18 protein-coding genes and 2 pseudogenes are annotated in these 25,082 nt (G+C 38.1%); 4 read left to right on the top strand and 16 right to left on the bottom strand.

Annotation, left to right across the window (positions count from 1 at the left end; translation table 11 throughout):
- Positions 1-207: 207 nt before the first annotated feature.
- The 4 genes from AKG34_RS02420 to speB form a co-directional block, all read right to left on the bottom strand.
- On the bottom strand, positions 208-1,197 hold the full coding sequence (locus tag AKG34_RS02420; RefSeq protein ID WP_053344615.1) for a D-2-hydroxyacid dehydrogenase: 990 nt from the start codon (positions 1,195-1,197) through the stop codon (positions 208-210).
- A gap of 174 nt (positions 1,198-1,371) precedes the next feature.
- A complete protein-coding gene (locus AKG34_RS02415) occupies positions 1,372-2,133 on the bottom strand; it encodes a class II aldolase/adducin family protein (RefSeq protein ID WP_053344614.1) in 762 nt (253 codons plus the stop codon).
- A 45-nt stretch (positions 2,134-2,178) separates the two neighbouring features.
- Positions 2,179-3,600: a sodium:solute symporter family protein gene (locus tag AKG34_RS02410; RefSeq protein WP_053344613.1), complete on the bottom strand. Its 1,422-nt coding sequence runs from the start codon at positions 3,598-3,600 to the stop codon at positions 2,179-2,181.
- A 104-nt stretch (positions 3,601-3,704) separates the two neighbouring features.
- Positions 3,705-4,703, bottom strand: a complete 999-nt coding sequence (gene speB, locus AKG34_RS02405) for an agmatinase (RefSeq protein WP_053344612.1) — start codon at positions 4,701-4,703, stop codon at positions 3,705-3,707.
- 531 nt (positions 4,704-5,234) lie between these two features.
- Here speB and AKG34_RS02400 point away from each other — a divergent pair.
- The 3 genes from AKG34_RS02400 to AKG34_RS02390 all read left to right on the top strand — a co-directional run bounded on the left by AKG34_RS02400 (position 5,235) and on the right by AKG34_RS02390 (position 8,145).
- Positions 5,235-6,626 (top strand): sigma-54 interaction domain-containing protein, encoded by a 1,392-nt coding sequence (locus tag AKG34_RS02400; protein ID WP_053347953.1) that lies wholly within the window; start codon positions 5,235-5,237, stop codon positions 6,624-6,626.
- A gap of 481 nt (positions 6,627-7,107) precedes the next feature.
- Positions 7,108-7,614 carry a hypothetical protein gene (locus tag AKG34_RS02395; RefSeq protein WP_053344611.1) on the top strand — a complete coding sequence of 169 codons (507 nt, stop codon included), beginning with the start codon at positions 7,108-7,110 and terminating at the stop codon, positions 7,612-7,614.
- Between the two features lie 18 nt (positions 7,615-7,632).
- Entirely contained in the window at positions 7,633-8,145 is a 513-nt protein-coding gene (locus tag AKG34_RS02390) for a hypothetical protein (RefSeq protein ID WP_236694858.1), read from the top strand.
- A gap of 253 nt (positions 8,146-8,398) precedes the next feature.
- Here AKG34_RS02390 and AKG34_RS02385 read toward each other — a convergent pair whose 3' ends face one another.
- From AKG34_RS02385 to garR, 5 genes are all read right to left on the bottom strand, one after another.
- Positions 8,399-9,103, bottom strand: a complete 705-nt coding sequence (locus AKG34_RS02385; protein ID WP_053344610.1) for a YjjG family noncanonical pyrimidine nucleotidase — start codon at positions 9,101-9,103, stop codon at positions 8,399-8,401.
- Between the two features lie 1,048 nt (positions 9,104-10,151).
- Positions 10,152-11,471: a gluconate:H+ symporter gene (locus AKG34_RS02375; protein WP_053344608.1), complete on the bottom strand. Its 1,320-nt coding sequence runs from the start codon at positions 11,469-11,471 to the stop codon at positions 10,152-10,154.
- Positions 11,472-11,551: 80 nt separating this feature from the next.
- Positions 11,552-12,400, bottom strand: coding sequence for a class II fructose-bisphosphate aldolase (locus tag AKG34_RS02370; protein WP_053344607.1), 849 nt, complete (start codon positions 12,398-12,400; stop codon positions 11,552-11,554).
- Between the two features lie 66 nt (positions 12,401-12,466).
- Positions 12,467-13,840: a four-carbon acid sugar kinase family protein gene (locus AKG34_RS02365; protein ID WP_083450875.1), complete on the bottom strand. Its 1,374-nt coding sequence runs from the start codon at positions 13,838-13,840 to the stop codon at positions 12,467-12,469.
- A gap of 73 nt (positions 13,841-13,913) precedes the next feature.
- Entirely contained in the window at positions 13,914-14,804 is an 891-nt protein-coding gene (garR, locus tag AKG34_RS02360; protein ID WP_053344606.1) for a 2-hydroxy-3-oxopropionate reductase, read from the bottom strand.
- A gap of 279 nt (positions 14,805-15,083) precedes the next feature.
- On the opposite strand from garR, the gene AKG34_RS02355 reads away from it, so the two are divergent.
- A complete protein-coding gene (locus AKG34_RS02355) occupies positions 15,084-15,707 on the top strand; it encodes a GntR family transcriptional regulator (RefSeq protein WP_236694857.1) in 624 nt (207 codons plus the stop codon).
- Between the two features lie 372 nt (positions 15,708-16,079).
- On the opposite strand, the gene AKG34_RS02350 is transcribed toward AKG34_RS02355, so the two are convergent.
- The 7 genes and pseudogenes from AKG34_RS02350 to AKG34_RS02325 all read right to left on the bottom strand — a co-directional run bounded on the left by AKG34_RS02350 (position 16,080) and on the right by AKG34_RS02325 (position 25,055).
- Positions 16,080-17,600: a CoA-acylating methylmalonate-semialdehyde dehydrogenase gene (locus AKG34_RS02350; protein WP_053344604.1), complete on the bottom strand. Its 1,521-nt coding sequence runs from the start codon at positions 17,598-17,600 to the stop codon at positions 16,080-16,082.
- Between the two features lie 11 nt (positions 17,601-17,611).
- Positions 17,612-18,532 (bottom strand): annotated as a pseudogene (locus tag AKG34_RS02345) (NAD(P)-dependent oxidoreductase).
- A gap of 34 nt (positions 18,533-18,566) precedes the next feature.
- Positions 18,567-19,900 (bottom strand): annotated as a pseudogene (locus AKG34_RS02340) (GntP family permease).
- Between the two features lie 168 nt (positions 19,901-20,068).
- Positions 20,069-21,910: a sigma-54-dependent Fis family transcriptional regulator gene (locus AKG34_RS02335; protein ID WP_053344603.1), complete on the bottom strand. Its 1,842-nt coding sequence runs from the start codon at positions 21,908-21,910 to the stop codon at positions 20,069-20,071.
- Positions 21,911-22,367: 457 nt separating this feature from the next.
- Positions 22,368-22,529, bottom strand: a complete 162-nt coding sequence (locus AKG34_RS27360; protein ID WP_236694856.1) for a hypothetical protein — start codon at positions 22,527-22,529, stop codon at positions 22,368-22,370.
- 173 nt (positions 22,530-22,702) lie between these two features.
- Entirely contained in the window at positions 22,703-23,815 is a 1,113-nt protein-coding gene (locus AKG34_RS02330) for a GerAB/ArcD/ProY family transporter (protein WP_053344602.1), read from the bottom strand.
- Between the two features lie 142 nt (positions 23,816-23,957).
- The gene (locus AKG34_RS02325; RefSeq protein ID WP_053344601.1) at positions 23,958-25,055 is read right to left on the bottom strand and encodes a GerAB/ArcD/ProY family transporter; all 1,098 of its coding nucleotides are present in this window, start codon (positions 25,053-25,055) and stop codon (positions 23,958-23,960) included.
- Between the last annotated feature and the right edge of the window lie 27 nt (positions 25,056-25,082).

Genomic DNA, 25,082 nt, shown 5'->3' with positions numbered 1-25,082 from the left:
TTTCAATATTGAAATATCATCTTTCATAAATGCAATATATTAATAAATTACTAGATCATAATGTCTAAAATATAAAAAAGACCACAAAGCGTTTTAGGCTTTTGCAGTCTCTCACATTTATGACTCTTGTTTCACATGTAAAATTTGAATTTTTCATATCCTCAAAAAAATATCTATAATGTATTTTTTTCAACGAGCCCATTACTACTAATAACCCAGTTGTTTATGAACGACGTTTATCAGTGGCTTCCCCTCAGAAAAAAGCTTTAAATTTTGCAAAAATAACTCCATCACACGATCTAGATGTTTTGAAGAGTTGTATGCGTTATGTGGAGAAACTATTACATTTTCAAGCTGCCAAAAAGGATGATCTTTAGGTAAAGGCTCTACTTCAAACACATCAAGTGCTGCACCAGCTATGTGCCCTTTGCTCAAACATTCAATTAAATCTCCATCGACAATGGTATTTCCGCGACCAACATTAACTAAGTAACTACCTTTTTTCATTTTATTTAACCGTTCTTTATTAAAAAAATAAGAGGTCTCTTTGGTAAATGGGAGAGCTAATACAATAAAATCTGATAGAGAAAGTACTTCATCCACTTGATCCATGCCCATAATCAAATCAGCAGGTTCATATTCTTTGTTCCTTTTGCCGGGGTTCCGACGACATCCTATCACTTTCATTCCAAGTACTTTACATCTTTTTGCAATTTCAAAGCCAATGTCACCATACCCGATTATGCCCACTGTTGCATTTTCAAGGTCCATCACAGGAATTTCAACCCAATTTTTATTTATTTGATTTCGGATTATTGTATGCACACCTCTCGCTAACGAAGATAACATGGCAATTGTATGCTCGGCAATCGGAACAGACGTGCAGCCTTTTACATTGGTGATGATGATATCGCTGTTTCGAATGTCTTCATTCAGCATGGCCTCCATTCCCGCACTATCTGAATGGATCCATTTAATCTTTGGAGCCTCTTTAAGTATGTTAAGATTATCGTGAAGTCCCGACGTATAGAGGACATCGAACTTTGATAAATCAACAGTTGCCTGTGGTTCAGGTTCGCCGAATTCCCATGGTTCGACAACAACTTCAGAACAAATCTCTTTAAACTTGTTTATGTATTTTTCCGGTATATCGACCCTTACATAAAGTGAAGGAGCTGCTTTCTTAGAACTGGGCATTATTAAACCTCCTCAAGAACCTATTGATTCCTTTTTTATTCATTGCAGGGGCGGCAATCTGTGAATTTGAATTCTTCTTCTAATTCATTCCATCTTCATTACAATAGGTGAAGCCCAACCAAGAGCTTCACCGTTTGATTCTTTTTATCTTCTTTCTAGAATTACTTTTTATGTTCACTTCAAGAAATCTGGTTGCTCTTTTCTAATTCTATCCCAAAGAGGTTGAAAACTCAGCCATCCCTCATATTCAGTTCCCGTTTGTTCTGCTGTTAATTTGGCATACTCCTCTTCTATAAAAATGGGCTTACCTACAGATTCAGCCATAATCTGTGCTTGACATGAACGTTCCATGGTTATGAACCACCAAGCAGCTGAGTCTACAGATTGGCCCACTGTTAACAACCCATGGTTGCGGAGAATGACAGCTTTGTATTGACCTAGAGCCCTAGCGATGCGTTTCCCTTCTTCAGATGCATACACCACACCAGTAAAATCATCAAATAATGCATGGTCATTATAGAATTGGCAGGCGTCTTGCGTAATCGGATCTAGTAATCTCCCTAAAGAAGACCATGTCTTTCCATAGACCGAATGAGCATGTGCCGCTGCAATGGCATCCGGTCGAGCTTTATGAATTTCTGAATGAATGGCAAAGGCAGCACCATTCACTGAATGTTCACCCTCTACAATATCACCTTTATGATTAACCAATATAAGATCTGAAACGGAAATTTGACTAAAATGCATCCCGAACGGATTGACCCAGAAATGGTCTGTATATTTAGGATCACGAACCGTAATATGTCCAGCTATCCCCTCGTCGAAACCAAATTTTGAAAAAAGACGGAATGAAGCTGCCAATCTTTCTTTCCGATGATTACGTTCTTCCTCCAATGTATTGAATGTTGCTGGTTCCAAGGAAATTGTCTTTGTCATTTTTCTTTCCCCCTTAAATCATTTTTTGCTTGTTTGGGTGTATCATCAATTAGCTATGGTATCCACGTCGTCATCACCTTTTACATCTTGATTTATTTCATTCTTGGAACTCATTAAAGTAAGTATTGTAATAACCACAAAACTAGTAGCGAGTCCGTATAGAATGGGTTGAGTGGAGGAAGGCCCATTAATCACCAATCCCACAATAATAACGATCATGCTAGCCAGAATGGAGTAGAAAGCGGCTGTAGCCGTAACTCTCTTCCAAAAGAAGCCAAGAATGATTGGAAAGAACACAGCTCCGGATAAGATTGCGTAAGCCACATCTAATGCAACTAAAATGTCTTGAATCCAAATCGAAACGATTATGGTCAATACACCAATCGTTAAAGTTGTAATCCGAGATGTTTTTAAAAATTGACGTTCACTCATTCCTGAACCGATATATTTTTTAATGATGTCATTAACAACTAAAGTGGATGAAGCTAGCAATGTTCCTGAAGCAGTGGACATTAGGGCTGAGACTACACTTGCAATGACAATACCTAGTAGACCTGCAGGCAGGGTTTCCATCGCTACACTAGTAAATGCAGTTTGTGGATCACCTAAATTAGGAAGGATAATAAAAGCACACATTCCAATGATACTGATTGCAATCGCATAAAAAACGCTATATATTCCAGCTCCAACCGTTCCGCCACGAGAAACCGCTTTGGTTCGTGCGGTAAAAAGACGCTGCCAAATATCTTGACCCACAACTACCCCTAAGGTAAATAGTAAAAAATATTGAAAAATTGTCTCTCCACCAATGTTGCCTAGCTCGAAATGTGATGCAGGGAGATTCTCTTTAAGTGAGCCCCACCCTCCTGCCTTAGAGATGCTCATTGGAAGCATGATAAAGAAAATACCGATCGTCATAATGACGAATTGCACGACATCAGTCATAGTGACTGACCACATTCCTCCTAATATTGTATAAAATAAAACGATTCCACCCCCGACTATCATGGAAATTGTTAAATTCCAACCAGCCAAAACATGTAAAATCGTCCCCATTCCAATCACTTGCGTTACAGTCAACATAAATGTATAGATAACCGAGACTAAAGCACTGATCAATCGTGTTTGTGAATTGTAACGCTTCTCCAGCATTTCACTGATCGTCAAAACTTTTAAATCAAATATCTTATTTGTTAAAAATAACCCTATTGCGATAATGCCTAACCCGATCATTACCACTAGCCAAATACCGGATATTCCAAACTGATAACCTAACTTTGCTGTTCCTAAAGTAGAAGCGCCCCCTAATATTACAGCAGCTAAACATGATAAATACATAAAATGCCCTAGATTACGCCCAGCTACAATGAAATCATCTGCTGTTTTTGCCCGTTTAGATCCGATTACTCCTACAATGATTAAAACAGAAAAATATAGAATCATGATCGTTATATCCAAAATATGCATTTACACATCTCCTTTTGGGGTTGTTTGGTTTAATATCTCGCTGTGTTTTTAAGATGGAAGGAATGGCATTTCCACTGATTCCTTCCATCCATTTGAAAAGGAAATTATTTGTTAAGCTGTGTTTCCAAATCTTCCACTCTCTCTTTTTTCTCTAGTTTTTCTTTTTTTGCAAGAGCGATAAGTGTGATGAACTCATAGACAATATTAGCGGCGGCGGCAGCGGTGATTTGTCCGTGATCGTATGCAGGTAAAACCTCAACAAGGTCAAATCCTACAAAATCTATATTCGTCAATCCTCTTACAAAGGTTAAAGCATCATCAATGTTAGCCCCTGAAACTTCCGGTGTCCCCGTTCCAGGTGCATAAACAGGATCTAGAAAATCAATATCAAAGGATAAAAAGACAGGGCCATTTGCTACTCGCTCATGAATGACCTCTAGCATTTTCTCAACACCCATTCGTTTATAATCGTTCGTCGTATAAACGCCTAAGCCTAAATCCCGAGCATCCTGAAGATCCTCCGGTCCGTACAGACCGCCCCTCATACCAATTTGTAGAGATCTAGATACATCTATGAGACCTTCTTCTATTGCGCGGCGAAAAACGGTTCCATGATTATATTTTTGATCAAAATAGCTATCCCACGTATCGGAGTGGGCATCGAATTGAAGCAAGGCAACTGGCCCATGTTTTTTTACGATTGCGCGTAACTCTCCTAGAGTAATAGAATGATCGCCTCCTAATGAAATAGGAATGATCCCTTTTTCAATGACAGGAGTAAGTTCTTCTTCAATCTTTTTATATGTTTCAGAAATATAGCCCGGAACAATTGGAATATCCCCATAATCAATCCCTGATATATAATCAAAAATGTTAATATCCTGTTCAGGGTTATAAGGACGCAAAAGAATCGAAAAATCGCGAATAGCTTCTGGGCCAAATCTTGCCCCCGTTCTAAATGATTGCCCTGAATCAAATGGAATACCCGTAATGACAAAATCCATATGTTCATCTAGCTGTTCAACAAATGGAAGCCGCATAAATGTGCGCACTCCACAAAAACGGGGTGATTTGAATGAGTCCTTCGGTTGATACTTCATCATGTAATATCCTCCTAAATTTCTACTATTTTTGTATAATTACAAATTCCATTCCTGCCACAACCTTGGCATATATTCTAATGTGATTTTTAACATATACTTTACGATTAGTAGGAAGGAACACTCTCAGATTGTCATAGTAAATCTATCGATTAAAAGTATTACCATGTGCTCAAGCACCTGTTTTTTCTATTGCAACTATTTTTGTAGACTTAATTAGAGCGCCGTATTTGAGACCCTCACGTGTGAAAACTATTGTAGACGCACTGGCAATATGTACTGGATATTTGCTACAGCATAGTAAACGCCCCCATGTTTTTCATAATTTTCATCTTACCTATTACTTAAGCAAGATTCGCGCCAACTATTTTTCAGATAATTACGACGATTTTAGCTATTTTTTTATAAGAATTTGATTTAAAATTAAATCAAATTCTTATTCCCTAATTTAATTTTTGATTATTCGCTCTTTTTGATTAATATTTTAATCAACACCTATAAAAATAAAAGGAGGCGAACGTATTGAATGATAGAATGCTTGAGCAGGAGTTAAAAAAAATTATCGAAACATCGAATAATAACATTACAATTACAGACGAAAAAGGTATCATTTTATACTCCAATCCAAAACTCTGGGAGATTTATGGTATGGAACCTGCCTCATACATCGGTACATCTGTATATCAATTAGAAAAAGATGGACTTCTCACACCATCTATCAATGCACTCGTTTTAAAAGAAAAAAAAGCGATGCGTATTATGCAGCATACACAAACAGGGCATGTTGTCATGTCAACAGGCTACCCCATTTTTAATAAAGAAGGTCTTCTCGTTAGGGTAATTAGCTATGGCCAGGATCAAACCGAGATATTGCAATTGCAGGAACAATACGAGCAATTACAACGAATAGTAAAAGGCTATCAAACAGAAGTCGAGGATTTAAGGGAAAAAGAACTAGATTACCACGATATGATTGCTAGAAGTAATGCAACCAAGCAGATTTTAAAAACGATCCATAATGTTGCTAAAACAGATGCCACGATTCTTTTATTAGGACCATCAGGGGTAGGGAAAAGTACATTTGCACGCTCGGTTCATAATCAAAGCAATCGAAAGAAAGAACCCTTTATTGAGGTGAACTGCAGCACAATACCGGAAAGTTTGTTTGAATCAGAGATATTTGGCTATGAACCAGGTTCTTTTACAGGAGCTAACAAACAAGGAAGGCAGGGTCTGATTGAACAAGCTGACAGTGGTACTCTTTTTTTAGATGAAATCGGGGAACTTCCACTTACCATGCAGGCTAAATTATTGAAAGTGTTACAAGAAAAAAAAATAAAGCGCATCGGTGGAAAAAAAGAAAGCCTTATTAACTTCCGGCTAATCGCAGCAACAAATCAGGATTTGAAGGGGATGGTAAGTGAGGGAAAGTTTAGATTAGACTTGTTTTATCGTTTGAATGTGATACCTATTCAAATTCCTGCATTACATGAACGTAAAGAAGATATACCGCTCTTAATTCAACATTACTTACAGAAAACAAATGATAAATACCAGAAATTAAAAAAATTCCATCCAACGACTTATGAAGTATTGAATCATTATCAATGGCCAGGAAATATACGCGAATTAGAAAATTTAATTGAACAGTTAATTCTGATCATTGAGGAACCCATTATATTTCCCAAACACCTTCCCCAAGCCATCACAGGACAAATAGAACAAACAGAAAATTCCTCTTCCCAAACAATCGAACAGGAATCAGACGAGAATCACGATCTAAAGAAGACTTTAGAAAAGGTTGAATTACAACTGATTACCAAAGCATACAAACAATGTAAAACCACTTACGAAATGGCAGAATATTTGGGAGTTAGCCAGCCTACAGTCATCTATAAATTAAAGAAATATAAGAAGTACTTTTGAATGATATCTTGTTACAAGCTTATTAATTCAGTCTTTTTCAAGCAACTACTCCCTGTCTCCTAGCTTGCGTGTGTGGTAATTCGGATTAGAATAAGAGTGACCATGAACTTGTTATCATTCTGATATGACACATAAAGAATGAATAGGTAGCAAAGAAGAATACTGAATGTAAATTGATATAAAAAATTTACATTCACATACCTATTTTGAGTAAAAGAAAAGCCTTGCAGCTGCGGGTAACCAATCCAGAACTTCTGCCAGGCTTTTTTCTTTTTGGGTAGTGCCGAAAATGGGCATGGTCTGCTATTTTGTTTTAAATCTAGTCCAGTTGACTCAAAAACTTCCGACTAATTATTTTTGAATACATTGAAATATAATCTTATTCAAGGGAGTATATTTCTTAACAGTAGAGCAAGATCATTAGTTTCAAGATTTAGGATTTAAAATCCTAATCATATAATGCTAAGGGGGAAACAAATGAATGACATCTACTTTTACGGGGATGAATTCCAATCAAAGGGATTTTTATCTTGAAGCCATTGATAATACCTTAGAAAAAGGTCTAGCTGCTAAAGAAGTTGTTTGTTCCATTACCACAGGTTTTCGAGATATTCCATCCATCCGGACTGCACCGGGGCTTAATCCTTACCACGCTTCAGTAGCTGATATTGGCTACGGATTTGATGCAGTACGTGGAACAATCATGAGGATACATCAAGGAGAATCCATTTCTCTTGCAAAGGATATGCTTGTGTTTGAACTGGATACACTACGTATTAGCGAAAAACAATTAAACCCTAATTTTGAACTAGCAGTAAAAGGTGCGAAGCCGGATACTTTTTATTTAATTGAACAAAGTAGATATTTAAACTGCCAAATCGCAGAATCAATCAAAGAAGCGATACGTCTCGGCAAAGCCTTTCTTGGACCTGAATGGAAGATCAGTCATGCAAGGATCCAGAATATTCAAGCAATCCCACGTCTATAGGAAGGAGAGAAGAGCATATTGCCTAATTCACAACCCATGGAAATAAGTATGGAAGATCACCAACATTTGATGGAATGGTGGAAAACAACGGAGTCAGCTAAAATAGTGGTTCAACATTTAATTTCGTTGATAAGTGAACTTCGGTTGCACCCAGAATCCAGTCACGCGGATGGAATGGTTCTTTTTTATCGGGCCGCTTCCGAGATTTCATACGGTTACGCCGGGACACGCGGATGCATCCGAAGGGCTTTTACAAGTGAATATTCTTATACACTTCGGAAAAATATGGTGATGTGTCACAGCTTCGCACACAAATACTCGGTTGATACTAAAGTTCTCCTTGAGCGTGTAGCAAAGCAAATCACAGGACCTAACGCCCTACAATTGATAGACCGTATCAGGGGGGAATTAATTGAAAATGACGTGATGTTAAATGAAATGGCTAAAAGAGCTCAAGCTTTCTTTGGAAAAGAACCCTTCCAGACCATTCAAATGGAAGTGAAGCAATCTAATACCTTGCCAAGAGAATAGCCTGACGCTACGCAACCCTATCTAAAAAAATAGGAGCCGATGATTCTTAAACTTAAGGAAATCGGCTTATATATATAAATCGGGACAGGGGTTCCTTTATAAAAAACTAACACACCCATACTTGTTTTAGTCATTCCTTATCTTGCTTATAATTAGAAAAACAGGTAATCAATCTTTCCTGTTATACTCCCAAAAATCTAACATTCTACTGTCAGAATAAACTCTTCCAATCAACTCTTTTTAAAAGGTTCACTTAAAATCTCTCCACTACTTTACTTTCTACAACCTGCATAAGATCTATCAGCTTACAGATTTCATATGTTGGCTTAATTCCTAGATTATTTTCCTTTTGATGCGGATTGAACCAGCAGGTGTCAATCCCATAATCTATTCCTCCTTGAATATCGGAGGTCAAAGAATCGCCCACAATTAAAACTTTAGCTTTGTCTGTAATCTGTAACTTAGAGAACGCATAATCGAAAATACCCTTTGCAGGTTTCTGGAATCCCGCCTCTTGAGAAATTATAATATGCTCAAAAGTATTGCTAAGAGGAGAACCGCCAATTCTTGATGTCTGCACATCGGTGAATCCATTAGTAATAATAGCTAGACGACAATCTGCTAGATTCTCGCAAACTTCCACAGCTCCCTGTATAAGATGGATTTCCTTACTCAAATAGTTAAGATACACACGGCTGAACATCTCTGCCTCGATGTCAAGCTCATGCTTGAGGAACAACCTCTTAAATCTTTCCACTCCCAGTTCTGATAGATTAGTAAGTCCCTGTTCCAATTCTCGCCATAAAACCCTACTAATCTCTTGATAACAGGCTTCATAATCCTTGACTCCTGTAGGTAAACCGAACTCAAGGAAGGCTCTATGTAGTGCCCTTTTTTCCGATATACTAAAGTCTAATAATGTATCATCAACATCGAATAATATAACCTCGTATTTCATTAGTACCTCCATTACTCATTACCGACATGTTTGAACAACTATCTCAATTACTTTTCATAAAACAAAATTAGGGAAAATGACCAAGAAACAAATTTCAAATGGTAACTTATAAACAGAAAATATTCTAGTGGCTATTTCATCTCCTAGTGATTTTAGCTGCTAGGAAAAATAATGACTAAGTAGCCCTTGTTTTTTGGAGCTACTTTTTTCTCTATATATTGTAAATACAATATATAGTGTACAATAGTTCCATCTAAATTTTCACATATTCCGTTAGATTGTGGTAAACCACCTATATTCATTGATTTAGGTTAAGCGGGGAACTATGTGCTTAGTAATTATGTATATAAAGCACATGATAGGATATATGATAGTCGCACTATTAAAAAACACAAAAACAAATAAAAAGTTTAAAATGAGGTAGTTTTAACAATTTTCGTCTTATATATTGTTGTTTTAGCCTCACAAACAGTCATTCCTAGATGGGATATGGGGATTATTAGTGATACAGGTGAACTCTATTTTGATTTATCAAGTGATATTCCAAAAATAAATTTAATACCTTTTCACACTCTCTATCAATATTTTTTTGAATTAAATGCGAACGTAGACGATTGGGGCAGTATATCACTTTTGAATATTTCTGCAAATATGCTTTTATTTTCACCAATGTTTTTTTTCGTGCCGTTAATCTGGGAAAGATGAGTTTCTTTTAAAAAAATATTTTTGTTAGGTCTAAGTGTCACTTGTATAGCTGAAGTTTTTCAATTTTTTGTAGCACAGATATTGACGATGTAATTTTAAATACAGTGGGTGTGTTAATAGGCTATTGGGGTATTTTATTTCTTAAAAAACTTAAAAGTAAGGGATAAGAAAAAAGACTAGCTGGACATCTTAATATCGTAACGAAAAGTAAATACTTAAAGGATTCATATAGTAACCTGTGGATTCTTTGCCGAAATTATGGATGAAAATAAAAGAGTTCTTGTTGAACCATAAAAAACCCCTATCCTTTCTATAACTTTATAGAAAGAATAGGGGTTTTCTATTATAAGAACATATTGATGATGAGTACACCAGCCAGTCCTACTAGGGAAATAATGGTGACCATAACGGACCAGGTTTTAATGGTTTTACCTATTGAAAGGTTAAAGTATTCCTTGTAAATCCAAAAACCTGCATCATTCACATGAGAGAAAGTTATACTTCCTGCACCAGCAGCTAAAACCATAAGTTCTGGACTTACACCTGTCGCCCCAACAAGAGGTGCTGCAATCCCAGCCGCAGTCATACCAGCTACGGTGGCAGACCCAATTGCTACCCTTAGGATAGCAGCTATTAGCCAAGTAAGGATTAATGGAGAAAGCGTTGATTCAGCCATGATACCCGCGATATATTGATCAATATGACTATCAATCAGTACTTGTTTGAACGCACCGCCACCAGCTATGATTAATAGAATCATAGCTATTCCGCTGACCGAGTCTGTAAGGGATTTCATGATTTCATTCATTTTTTTACCTCGATTAAGACCAAAGGTAAAAATGGCAAGAATAACAGAGATTAAAAGAGCCACAGCCGGATTACCTATAAAATCAACAACTGGCATAATCGATGATTTAGGCATAAAGATTTCTACAAACACTTTAATGGCTATCAGAATCACCGGCATGAGGGATGTAAGAAGACTGGTTACAAACCCTGGCATTTCTTCCTCTTTAAATTCTTTAGGGTTAAATAGCTCTTTTGGAATATCCGCTTCCAAATCTTCTTTCTTAAACAATTTCGTAAATAACGGCCCACCAATAATAATGGCAGGGATCGCAATGATGATCCCGTATATTAAGGTCTTACCCAAATTTGCCTCAAATACACTGGCTACCGCTGTTGGTCCTGGATGTGGAGGAACAAATCCATGCATCGTGATAAGAGCAGCTATAACAGGCATGCCGATATACAATACAGGTACTCCTGCTGCAATAGCAATCGTAAATACTAATGGAATCAAAACGACGACTCCTGTTTCAAAGAAAAGGGCGATCCCAACAACAGAAGCTGTAAGAACAGCAGCTAGTTGAACTCTCTTTTTCCCAAATGCTTTGATGAGTGTCATCGCTATTCGTTGGGCCCCACCAGAATCGGTCATCAACTTACCGAGTATCGCACCAAAGACGATGATTATAGTGAGATTACCAAGCGTTCCACCCAAACCACTTTGGATGGATGCTATTGCAGCATTCGGTGTCATCCCTTCCAAGATCCCCACTACTAAGGAAACAATAAGCAAGGATATGAAAGCGTTTAATTTAAAAGCAAGCATAAATACTAGCAATAGGGCAACCCCTATACAGATAGATAATATCGGCATTTTTTATCCCCCTTTTCTTTTAAGTGAGAGTTGGCTGTTGTTGCTCCAGCGTCAGCCAACTCTTTCACTTCACTTCTCTTCTAAATCACGTTTGAATTTTTAAGTAACCGGACAAATTTCGTCATGACCGGTTCCATCGCTTCTTGCATACCCGCCATAATAGCCGATAGATGAGCCGCCTTCTGTTCCTGTTCAAAAGCCTGATTTAAATACGAGGTGGCCGCCAACGATACCTCTGTATTTACATTTACTTTGCATATCCCTCTTGCAACAGCCTGCTTGATAATCTCGTCTGGTGTACCAGATCCGCCATGAAGAACGAGAGGGATACCAACTAGCTGGCGAATCTCCTCTAATAGATCTAGGTCAATATTCGGTTTTCCTGTGTACATCCCGTGTACTGTTCCGATTGAGGCAGCCAGAAAATCGACGTCTGTTTCCTCGACAAACTCTTTAGCAGACTTTGGATCTGTCAATGTGCCGTCTCCTTCTTCTTCATCTGAAAAAGCGCCGCGGGCAACCGATCCAATTTCAGCTTCTACACTGACACCCGCCATATGTGCAATCTCCGTGATTTCTTTTGTAAGGCGGATATTTTCCGCAAGTTCATATTTTGAACCATCATACATGACCGATGTAAAACCGCACCTGATTGCCCGAATAATCGATTCCTTTTCATACGCATGATCAAGGTGAAGAGAAACTGGAACGGAAGATTTCCCTGCGAGTGTTTTTACTAATGCTGCAAAGCCTTCCACATCGACCGTATCAAAATATCGCTCTCCTAGAGCAATGATAACCGGATGATTTTCTTTTTTTGCAACAGTAATCGCTGCCTGTACGGTTTCGAGATTATATACATTAAACGCAGCAACACCATATTTCCCATTTTGTGCTGCAGAAAGAATTTCTTTCGTATTGACAAGCATGCCTATGCCGCCTTTCTATTTGTATTCGCTTACAATCTCCCTTGTAAGCGGCAAATGCCGCTCAACTTACTGATGCAGCAGTTCTGCCACTTCTTTTAAGGTTGTTCTTGACCCAACATTTCCGGGAAAAATCACATAAGCTATCCCAGGAAATTTGCTTTCGCTCCCAGTCAACCAGACCGGAATACCAGGCTTTATTTGACCAGCTACCGTTGCTCGCTTAACGCTAAGGCCATTCGTCCCTATATCACTTGAGGTAATGCCGCCTTTGGCAATAATAAAACTTGGACGTACTTCAAGACGCTTGACGATGCTTGTCACAGCATCGGAAATCTTCACTGACAGCTTCAATTCTTCTTCTTTTTTGTTTTCACCAAGATCAAGACGCTCCCGCTTCGTATATACTGCTACCGTTTGGCCTTTACGAATAAGTTGCTCGCTCGTCTCTATAATCCGTTGAATTTCCGCTTCAAACTTATCCGGATACAGCACGAGGTGGACATCGAATTCGATGAACTCAATGAAATTACATGTTTGAAGAGCTTCAAATTGCTCCGTTGTTTTTTTCACATGTGAGCCAATCATAATCAGACCGCCATGATCAGAATGGTCTTTCATAAGTTCTTCTTTCGTTAAAAGTGCTTTGTCACTCACGCCTCCGATGATTTTTGTTAAAGCCGCTGCACTCCGGAACATGAAATGCTTGCCTGCTTTTAGGGCTCGGATTAATGCAATCACCACGACTTTTGCATCAACATATTCAACCGCATTAACAATGATCTTATTAAAATCTTTAACTGCCATCAGTTGACTAACTAATCCATCAATATCAAGATCCCGAATGCTTTCTAGCGACAGATACACAGCATCTTCCGCTTTAAATGCTCCGTTTGACTTTTCTTCTGCCCATTCACCGAGATGCGACGATTTGTAACCAAATGTCCTGTCTTTCGCAAATTCAGTTTCACCAGCCGGCACTAATGCATGTTCATCCTGCACGTAATGAATGTTATTAATCGTAAAGCGACCGCCTTCTTTAAAAAAGGGCATGATGACTTCTCCATCAAACTGCATATCTGATTGTGCTTCGACCGTCTCTTTCAACACCTCTGTTTCAAGAGGATAATGACCACGCAGCGTTGAGTCCCCACGACTGATAATGATGAATTCTTTGTTTTGCTTTTTAGCTGTGTGCTGGATGACATTTGCGATTTCCTTATGCGCTTGTTCAGTTTCAGCAGCTGTAAAGCCTCTCGAATTTGTCAAAATGAAAAACATTGAATTCTCTTCAGCGAATCCCGCTTCGATACTTTCAGCCGACCAATCTGTATAAATGGAAATACCGTGAACGGTTTGAACTCCCGTTGGATCATCATCAAGAACGATGATTTTTTTATTGAAATCTTGCAGTTCCTTTGCGAGTAGTTCATTTACAACCATTTCATCCGGAACTGTCGGCAGATTGGCAAATGTATTCTTTACGTTTAAATTGTTTGAATAAGTCACTGTCAATTTACACCCTCCTTACTTCCACGTTTGCCAGTTTTTCATAATACTGCACGATACCGCCATGGTCATCGCCCGCTTTGCCGTCTACTTTAAGCGCATGAAAAATTTCCAGAAGCTGGCTTGATAGTGGAAGTGGAACTCCGATTTCATGAGCTGTTTCCATTACGTTTGTGATGTCTTTTAAATTAATATCAATTCGTCCTCCGGCTACGAAGTTCCTGTCAAGAATAAGAGGTACCTTTGCATCGAGTACAGCGCTTCCAGCAAGACCGCCGCGAATTGCATGGTACATTTTTTCCACATCAATTCCCGCTTTTGCTGCAAGAACAAGTGCTTCAGACATAGCCGCGATGTTTAGGTTAACGATAATTTGATTCGCCAATTTTGCTGTGACACCGCTGCCATTCTTGCCAACTAATGTAACATCCGTCCCTATAGAGTGGAGGACATCTTTAACAGATTCGAATACGCTTTCTTTTCCACCAACCATAATCGCCAGCGTCCCGTCGACCGCTTTCGGTTCACCGCCGCTTACCGGAGCATCCATCATTTCAACACCTTGTTTAGCTGCTTCATTTGCAATTTCAACCGATACGACCGGTGAAATAGAGCTCATATCAATGATTACCGTTCCTTCTGTAGCCGTTTCCAAAATACCATTTTCACCAAGCACGACTTGTTTCACATGATGAGAAGCAGGCAGCATCGTAATAATGACATCACATGTCTCACCCATTTCAGTTGGTGTTCCTGCTTTTGCCCCTGCTTCTACAAGCGCCTCCACAGTTTGCGTATTAATATCGTAAACAGTTAATTCGTAACCTGCTTTAAGTAAATTAAATGACATTGGTTTTCCCATGATACCCAATCCAATAAATCCAATTTTTTTAATCAATTCTAATTCCCCCTTCTTCTAATAACACTTTTAATGTGTTTTTTAGACAAAACTGCTTAAGTGCAGCTACTTTTATATGAGAGGACCTTTTCCCAATGCTCAGTCCCAAAACTTGATTTATAAAGCGTTTTCAAAACCTTATAATCGATTGTACACATTTTTTATAATTTTGTATACATTTTTTAAAAAAATGTATACAAAAAAATTATACTTTTAAATAACCCTACTTAAACTTATACTTTAAGGTAAGAACAAATCATGATTCGGGAGACGATTGTATTGGTAAAAAAAGATAACGTTCATGCCTATGTACAGGCTTATGAATATATAAGAGATCGGATATTGAACGGAGAATTAGAACGTGGAACGAAGCTGGTCGAGGAAAGGCTAGCAGAAGAAATTGGTATTAGCCGGACGCCAGTGCGTGAATCCATTCGTAAACTCGAACAGGAAGGGCTTATTAAACAAAAACGCGTTGTGAACCCAAGCGATATGGATCTTCGTCATATTTTTCAGGTACGAATATTACTGGAAGGATTTGCAGCACGCCATTGTGCTAGTTTCATGACGGAAGAAGCGCTTGTAAAGCTCAAAGAGTGCGTGGATATTGGCAGCACAGGTAATACGGAAGAAGTAATGTCAGCGAATAATGAATTTCATGATATTATTGTAGGCGCAACTAACAATCCTATGATGATCGATATAATTGACCGAATGCAGTCCATTATTTATTTGTTCCGGAAAACAGTTGTCTATCATAAACGGCCGTTTTTGATTGAGGAACATCATGATATTTACAAGGCCATCCTTCTTCATAACGGAGACGAAGCGGAGCGGTTAATGAAAGAACACCTGCAGAATGATTTAGAATTTTGTTTAAACCGAATGGAGACACAACAATAAAAAGACATTTTCCTGCCTCATTTAAAAATGTTTTTCCCTTGTAAAACTAAAAATATTAATAACTAAGCAGAATTTTAATTATTTATCAGTAAGCCATTCATCTTTTAATAAACCGAACACAGTTCTATCAAGGTATTCATTATTCACTTTATCCCTTCCTTCTGAATATTATTGGAATAGCCCATACTTTCAAATTAGTGGTCGCAACATTTTCCGACTTAATTCAGTTGTAAATCATTAAATCCCGAAACTTCTAAATCAAAAAGCATCTGCTTAAACAGATGCTTTTTTTGCTAGTTTCTTTAGTAAATATTTCATATAAAAAATCCCCGTTCGAAAAAGGGTGCTTTTTCGAACGGGGCATTACTTTAATTAATTACTAGGAAAAGAAAAATCCGTTTTATTTTCGATTTCTTTAGATTCAGGCCATCTTTCTGAAACGGTTTTGGTTTTTGTGAAAAAGCGGACGGTGTCTGGGCCAAACATGTGGCCTTCTCCAAATTTTGAACGTTTCCATCCACCAAAGTTGTGATATCCTACTGGGATTGGAATAGGTACGTTTACTCCTACCATCCCTACTTCAATTTGTTCAGAAAATTTTCTAGCAGCAGCACCGCTTTCTGTAAAGATCGTGACACCATTCCCAAATTCGTGATTATTAACTAATGCAATAGCTTCATCTAAGTTATTAACACGTACTACAATACGAGCTGGGCCAAACACTTCATCACGATAAATTTTCATTTCAGGAGTAACATGATCCAACAATGTTGCTCCTAAATAAAAACCTTTGTTTGTTTCGCAAATTTCTGGATTTCGACCATCCACACATAATTCTGCGCCTTCTTCAAGACTTTCATCTATATACTTGATGATTGTATTTTTCGATTCTTGAGTAATAACGGCTCCGAAGTCTGCATTCTCGTCGTTATATGCTCCCACTTTTAATTCTTCAACACGAGTTTTTAATTTTGCCACGAATGCTTCAGCTGTTTTTTCGCCAATTGGCATTGCTGCTGAAATTGCCATACAACGTTGGGAAGCCGATCCATACGCAGCACCTAGGAAGGCATTAACCGCTTGATCTAAATCAGCGTCAGGCATAATGATCATATGATTCTTTCCGCCACCAAAAGCAGCGACTCGTTTATTATTTCGGCATCCCTCGTGATAAATATATTCAGCTACCCTCGTGGAACCTACAAAAGAGATAGCATGTACTTTTTGATTTTTAAGTATGGCATCAACTGCCTCTTTATCACCATTAATAACGCTCCAAATCCCATCTGGCAAACCAGCTTTTTTCCATAATTCTGAGATGAATAAAGCCGCATTCGGAACACGTTCAGATGGTTTCAAAATCACTGCATTACCACATGCAACTGCCATTGTCGTCATCGCAAGCGGCACCATTGCCGGGAAATTAAATGGAGAGATCGCTGCAACCACACCTAAAGGTTGTTTCATGGAGAAAGCATTGATATTTCCCCCAACATTGACCGAATATTCACCTTTTAACATATGCGGAGCGTTAATAGCGAAATCAACAGATTCAATCCCTCTACTAATTTCCCCTTTTGCATCATCGATCGTTTTCCCATTTTCCAAACCTATTATATTGGCAAGTCTTTCTGTTTCTTCTACTAAAAGACTTCTGAAACGGTGGATGACCTCCACTCTTTTTCCGACAGAGGTATTTTTCCATGCTGTAAATGCCGCGTGTGCCACATCAACTGTCTCATTCACATCTCCTACAGAAGCATATGGACACAAATTAATTACTTCACCCGTTGAAGGACTATACACATTACCAAAGCGTTCACTTTTGCCCGCTTTCATTTCTCCGCCAATAAAATGTGTTAATTTCTTTGTATCATTTTTAATTGTAGTCATTTTTATTCCTCCTAATTTTTATTAGATACTAAACCATCATTTTTACTTGCTATTAATTCCTTGACCATTAGATATACAGATGCCATATCCTGCTCGCCATATCCTTTTTCCACAGCCTCGGAATATAAATCAATTAACTTATCCCCAATTGGCAATGGAGTCTGGTTTTCGTCTGCCATTTGTTTTGCCAGCTTTAAATCTTTTAATAAGAGATTTGTTGAAAAACCTGGATTAAAGTCGTTTTGTGCAATATGCCCTTTATAGTTTCTTTAATATATTCTGCTTTGACCGAAACTAACACTTAAAACATCATAAATCGTATCTGCTTTCACACCCATTTGTTCTCCAAGGGCAACAGCCTCTGCGACAGCTTGTGTATAAAAACCAATCATTAAGTTATTTAATAGTTTAATAACGGTCCCCACACCCACACTTTCACCTAAATGAAATGGATTGTCACCCAATACTCTCAGTAATGGCAGAGCTTGTTCATAAACCTTTTTGTCTCCACCCACCATGATCGTTAGGGTGCCATTTACTGCCCCTGAAACGCTTCCACTTACTGGTGCTCCAAGATAGTCGATCCCTTTTTCCTTGGTAATGGCATATATCTTTTCATTTAATTGAGGAGAAATGGTACTAAAATCAATAATAGTTAGAGCAGAATCTGCGTTTTCAACGATTCCACCATCTCCTAAGTAGACTTTCTCAACAATTTGTGGAGTAGGAAGACTTGTCATGACAATGTCTACTTGCTTAGCCAAAAGCTCAGTAGGGACACCTATTTTTCCACCATCTTGTGAAAACTTCTTTTCTGCTTCAGAATTTGTATCCACACCGTAAACGGTATATCCAGCTTTCACAAGATTAGTAGCCATGGGCAGTCCCATATTTCCTAAACCAATAAAAGCTATTGTTTGAAATTCCTTCATATAGTTCCCTCCATATTTATTAATTGTTTTCATGTTAATAAAAAATTGTATATAACAAGACCGCTAAAACCAATGCGATCATTGGAACAACAACACTCAGAATAAAAATTGGCTTATATGCCCGTTTATGTGTCTCATTACTTACTACTCTAATGGTTGTGACCACATAACCATTATGGGGAAGCGAATCAAGTCCACCAGAAGCAAGTGACGAAATACGGTGCATTGCCCCTGGATCTAAGCCTTGTGCATTATAAAGAGGAGCTAATATTGGAAGTGCGATTCCCAGTCCACCTGATGCTGAGCCTGTAACACCAGCAATAATCGTCACAGCAGCCGCTAATCCTGCATAAGCCATTCCAGGCATACCAACAAGCGAATCTACTATATATGTAAATGCTTGTGACTCTTTTGCAACTGCACCGAAACCAACAACTCCACAGATATTCGCAGTTGCAATGATAGCGTTTTCACTTCCTTTACCAAAAATCATGCCATATTTCCGGGTATATTTATTCAACAGTACAAGCCCAACGATAACCCCTAAAAATAAAGCCGCTAACGCTGCACCAGTTGGAGAAAGAAACTTTGACACGATATTCAAAACAATGACTACTACAACCAAGGGTAAAATAGCAATCAGAATATTCGGTAATTTTTCATCCTTTTTCATTTCTACCGTAGCTGCTGTTTCTGCTAATGCTGCCCCACTCGTTTCCGAATTCGGCAAATTGAAAAACTCTCCATCTTTCACTGCTTTAGAGACCATGCTCTTAAGCCAAAAACCACCTAGAATCATGATAAATACAGCAATGATAACACCAATCAAACCACCTGCTGTTGGCTGAGTATTAAAGAATTCCATAGGTATCAGATTCTGAACTTCTGGTGATCCTGGTGAAGTCATTGAGAATGAGATAGATCCAAATACAATAGCACCTGGAATAAATCGATGAGGCAGATTTGCTGCTTTAAATAAAGAGACTGCAATTGGATATACCGAAAATGCGAGATCGCAATACTTACTCCACCATAGGTCATCAAAGCACAAGCTGTAACAACAGCAAACACAGCTCGGTTAGCACCTACTTTGATTTTTATCCATTCTGCAATTGCTTCTGCAGCTTTCGTTTCTTCCATCACCTTTCCAAACACAGCTCCAAGTAAATATACTAGAAACCATGAAGCAAAATATCCGGTGAACCCATCCATGTAATTCACTGTAAGCGCTTTCTCCAAAGGCAACCCGCTTGTTAATGCTAGGATTGCTGAAGATACTAATGCAGCAATGATGATATTAACTCCTCGCATAGTAAAAATAATTAATAAAATTAAGGCGGCAAAAAATCCTATAAAGCTAATGACCATTTAGCACCTCCACCATTATTTAGTTTTTTTGATTCGACTCTTACCTATAAACAATGCAATAACTGTGCCACATTTGATTTATGTGAAAACACACAATTATTTTATTTTCAAACTAAAAAACTGTATAACTAATTATACAGTTGTAAAATATTTTGTTCAGGTGTCTAATCAAGTAGACAATTCTATGTTATATTCCTTCAATTTATTGTATAAAGTAGCTCTTGAAATCCCTAATTTTTTTGCTGCACGTGTTTTATTTCCCTTTTCTTCTTTAATAATTAGAAGTAATAATTCTTTTTCCTTATTTAATCCTGCATTTTTAAGGCTTTCAAATGAGTTAAAACTTTCAAGTTTCGTTTTTTCCATTGTTGTGAATTCTGGAATCTGCTTTTTTTGTTCTAAAAAATAGCGCTGAAAATCATCAAAATAAATATCATGGCCTTCTACCAATGTAACTAGCCTTTCTATTACATTCACCAGCTCCCTGATATTTCCTGGCCATTCATACTCCATCATAGCTGCTACCGTTTCTCTACTAATCTCTTTAGATGGTATCTTATATTTTTTACAAATTAATTTAATAAAATGACCAATAAGAAGTGGAATATCATTTTTCCTTTCCCTTAGAGGTGGAATACAGATGGGAATGACATTCAAACGATAATAAAGATCTTCTCGGAATTTATTTTCTTTTATCATATCCTCGATTGGACGGTTGGTCGCAGCAATAAGTCGGAAATCGACAGAAATAGGCTTTGATCCACCAACTGGTTCTACTTCTCGTTCTTGCAGGACACGTAATATCTTTGATTGCATATGTAAAGGCATATCACCAATCTCATCGAGAAAAAGGGTCCCTTTATGGGCTAAAAGAAACTTCCCTGGTTTCCCTTTTTTCTTTGAACCAGTAAAGGCCCCTTCTTCGTAACCAAATAGCTCCGATTCTAATAATTGTTCAGGTATAGAAGCACAGTTAACACTGATGAAAGGACCTCCGCTGTAATTACTAAGGGAGTGGATTGCCTGGGTAAATATCTCTTTTCCTACTCCACTTTCACCCGTTATCAATATGGATGCAGGTGACTTTGCTGCACGACGAGCAATGTTTTTTGCATGTGCAAAGCTTTCACTCTCACCAATGACTTGAGCAAAGGTTATTGGATCCTCTTTTGGAGGCTGTTGTTCAATATTAATGTTAGAAAGTGAAGGATTTTTTGTGACTTGTAAGTCCTGGATTCTATCAAATATCCTATATAATTCAGATACCCCTTGAAAAACGAGTATCCCTATCCCACCGATTATTTCATTATTCCTCCAAATAGGAATACGATGAGCAACCACTTCCTGTCCTTGCAAAAATTGAACTTGATTCCGTTCTGGAATACCGGTTTGAAGAACAATATGTAAGCGGGTTCCTTCTATTACACTTACTACATGTTGACCAATAGCTGCACCTTGTTCCACCCCAAGATAACTACTATATGCTTTATTAATCATTTTGACGAAACCATTTTTATCAACTACAATAATGCCTTCATAAATATTATCAAAACAAACATTGAACCATTCTACCTTAGTTTCTAGCAAGTTCATTTTGTGATAGGTTTGGGCAAGAACTTCTAAAATTTCATGCTGAGTCAACACACCTATCAAAATATTTTGATTATTAACAACAGGAACACTAGCTTTTGTCAGTGGCGAAATGTCTGATAATATTTCTTGAAAGGAAAGCGGTTTAATCCTCCGGTCATAATGTATTTCGATTGACTCGGCTAGGGAAGTGTCTTTTAACAAGGATTGCATAATCATAGATAAAGATAATACACCAAGAAAATGTTGATGTTCATCAACAATCGGTACCTCATTCAATTGATTCTTTATAAGAAGCTCCGCTGCATCTCTTAACTTAGTGGTATTACGCAAAAAAGCAAAATCCGTTTTCATCCAGCGCGCAACTTCTAATTCGTCTCGCTGAAAATGCTCTTTATGTTCTACTAAATTATGTCTCATTGTTTCCCCTCCCCCAAAAATATAATAATATTTGGTAGATACATTCTATCATTTTGTAAAATAATCACATATATCCAAATTATATCATCCCTTCTTGCCCAAGTGAGTTTTAACTCTAGACGTATTTTGATAGTCGAAGCATAAGCATATAGGCACTAAAAATGAGGGGTCTAGGTTAATCTAGATCTGATCCAGGAGGGATGAAAAATCGGCTCCATCATTGGATTAGACTTTGGAGAAGGAGAAAGTAAGACAAGCTTTCTCTAAATAAAGGAGGCTTAGGAAAATCACTATTGATTACTTACGCTTGAAGAGATTTCAACAGGTAACATTATCAGGGGCCAGTCGTTCAGTTCTTAGAGGAGATAGACTACAGTATCCGTTTTACTGTTAACATCGAATGTATGAAAAAGCTCATTCGTTGTATTAACATAGAGTAATAATTTCGCTCCATACGCTAAGCTTTTAGCGCTTCTTGTTCAACCTTTTGCATAAATTCCTGTACTACTTTATTGTTACTTTTATCGCTACCTAGTTTCAACATTGCTCTACCTACAAAATTAACTCCTTTGTTTTGCCCCTCATAAATAAATTTCGTGTGTGTATCAGGAATATGCATGGATTTGATTTTCCCTGGTATAACGGAAGAACCCGGCTGTACCGCTGGCAAACACTTTATTGTTATTGAGAACGATATTTTGCGACCTGCTATCCTGTTATTTCTAGGAAGAATCACCATTCCCTTTCAATGCCTAAAAAAATTAAAAAATAAAACGACAGCAATCTGAAATATTAGCCTGAATTGATTCCCTTACTATTTCGTTTGCTTTTTCTTTTACGTATAGCAGCTATCACCAATAAAGACAGCGGAATAATGGTTTGTATTAATACTGCATAAATAGGAAAAGTTTCGAGGTTAAAACGCTCCAAGTCCATTGAGTTAGGCATTGACCAAAAGCCGAAAACTATCATTAAGATTCCTAACGGCCATATAACGAGCCGATAATCCGAAAGATTTAACCACTGTGCGGTACCTAAAACAGTTGCATAATAAAACACAGAAATTTTCACAAAAGCCCCTACTACCCAAATGGCCATGACGATGGACTCCATATGTTCAAAAAATTCGCCAAAACTGATGTAACGAGCTACGTTCATCAGAGGATAAACCTTAGTTTGTGTCGTTGTTCCGAGTACAAAAAGAACGACAAGATTTACCACAACTAACGTGATCATCACAGCAAAGACCGTCAACATTCCGTACTTCATTCCTTTTTTCTTATCCGCTAAAAAAGGAAGGAAAAAAGTCATAAGAAAAAACTCCGTGAACCATCCACCCGGAACAATTGAACCCTTGATTGGAGGCATAATCCCATCCCCTAATATAGGGAATATATTCTTAAATTCAAAATCGGGGAACACCAAAATGATTGCGATAAGCAGTGGAAATATAAAAAGAGGGACAAATAATTGGGCAGCCCTCCCTATTCCTTCTAAACCACCTTGTACGACGAAGGCACAGAGGACTGTCATTGTTCCCATGATCACGATTATTGGTGTATTAATTAGAAAGGAGTCCACTACAAATTCTGCATACTCTTTGATAATGATTCCCGTGATCTGGATATAAAAAAACAAGAATATAAAACCGATGATTTTCCCTGCTAATCGGCCAATGATATGTTCACTGAATTGGATAACTGTTTGTTCCGGATAAAGTTTGTGCAGTTTATAAGCGATATACACCGTCACATACCCCATGAGGGACGCCAAAATAGGGGAAAGCCAAAAATCCGTTTTGGCAAATTTCGCTGTGACGCTTGGAATCCCAAGAATAGCGGTAGCCACGATAGTAGGATACATCATGACTGCCATTTGTAGTGATGAAATTTTGCCTTTCTCCATCATCTTTCTCCTTTCTGTGATAGTATGGACAATCGAAATCACGCAGCCCAAAGATCGATTCACTTTGCATAAACTCTCTAAACGGTTTTATAAGTGCCCCCACCCATATAACGAGCCCCTCCAATATCAAAAAAAATCTAATTCAGCGGGTGTTCGTTCCCTTATTTCGCTTCCTTACAAAAGCAATCACCAACAAAAGCAGAGGAATAATCGTTTGCATCAAAATTCCATGAAAAGGGAAGGCGATGATATCATAACGACTAACTTCCATAGAGCTAGGAAACGACCAAAAGCTGAATTCTACAATTAAAATCCCTATCGGCCATACAACAGGCCGATAGTCGGAAAGATTCAGCCACTGGGCGGTACTTAAAGCAGCCGCATAATAAAACACAGAAATTTTGACAAACGCTCCTACTACCCAAATGGCCATAACGGCGGACTCCAAATGTTCAAAAAATTCGCCAAAGCTGACGTATCGAGATACGTTCATCAGAGGATAAACCTTAGAGGATGTAGTTGACCCAAGTACAAAAAGAACGATTAGGTTTACCACAACTAACGTCATCATCACGGCAAAAACAGTCACCATCCCGTATTTCATTCCTTTTTTCATATCCGCTAAAAAAGGGAGGAGAAAAATAATCAGAAAAAACTCACTGAACCATCCACCCGGTATAATAGCACCCTTTAGTGGAGGCATAATCCCATCCCCCAATATCGGGAATATATTCTTAAAATCAAGATCTGCACTCAGTAGGATGATTAAGATACAGATTGGAAAGATAAAAACAGGTAAAAACAATTCGGCAGCTCTCCCCAACACCTCTATGCCTCCGCGTACGATAAGTGCACAAAGGATTACCATCGATGCCATGATCACGATAATCGGGGTATTGACCATAAAAGAGTCGGCAATAAAATCTCCGTAACCTCTTAGGATTTCCCCCGTGATAGGGATATAAAAAAACAAGTATAAAAAACCGAGAATTTTCCCCGGAATCCGACCAATAATTTGTTCACTGAATTGGATAACCGTTTGTTTCGGATAAAGTTTGTGCAGTTTATAAGCGATATACACCGTCGCGTACCCGATGAGGGCAGCTAAAATGGGGGACAGCCATAAATCATTTAGAGCATATTTTGCTGTGATGCTTGGAGCCCCGAGTATAGCTGTAGCCACAATCGTAGGATACAACATGATCGCCATCTGCAGGGATGAAATTTTACCTTTCTCCATCATCCTCCTCCTTTCCTCTGCATGAGG

Origin of the sequence: Peribacillus butanolivorans (assembly GCF_001273755.1) — a bacterium.
Taxonomy (GTDB): domain Bacteria; phylum Bacillota; class Bacilli; order Bacillales; family DSM-1321; genus Peribacillus; species Peribacillus butanolivorans.
The sequence above is the reverse complement of the archived record's forward strand: the minus strand, read 5'-3'. Positions and strand labels throughout refer to the sequence as shown.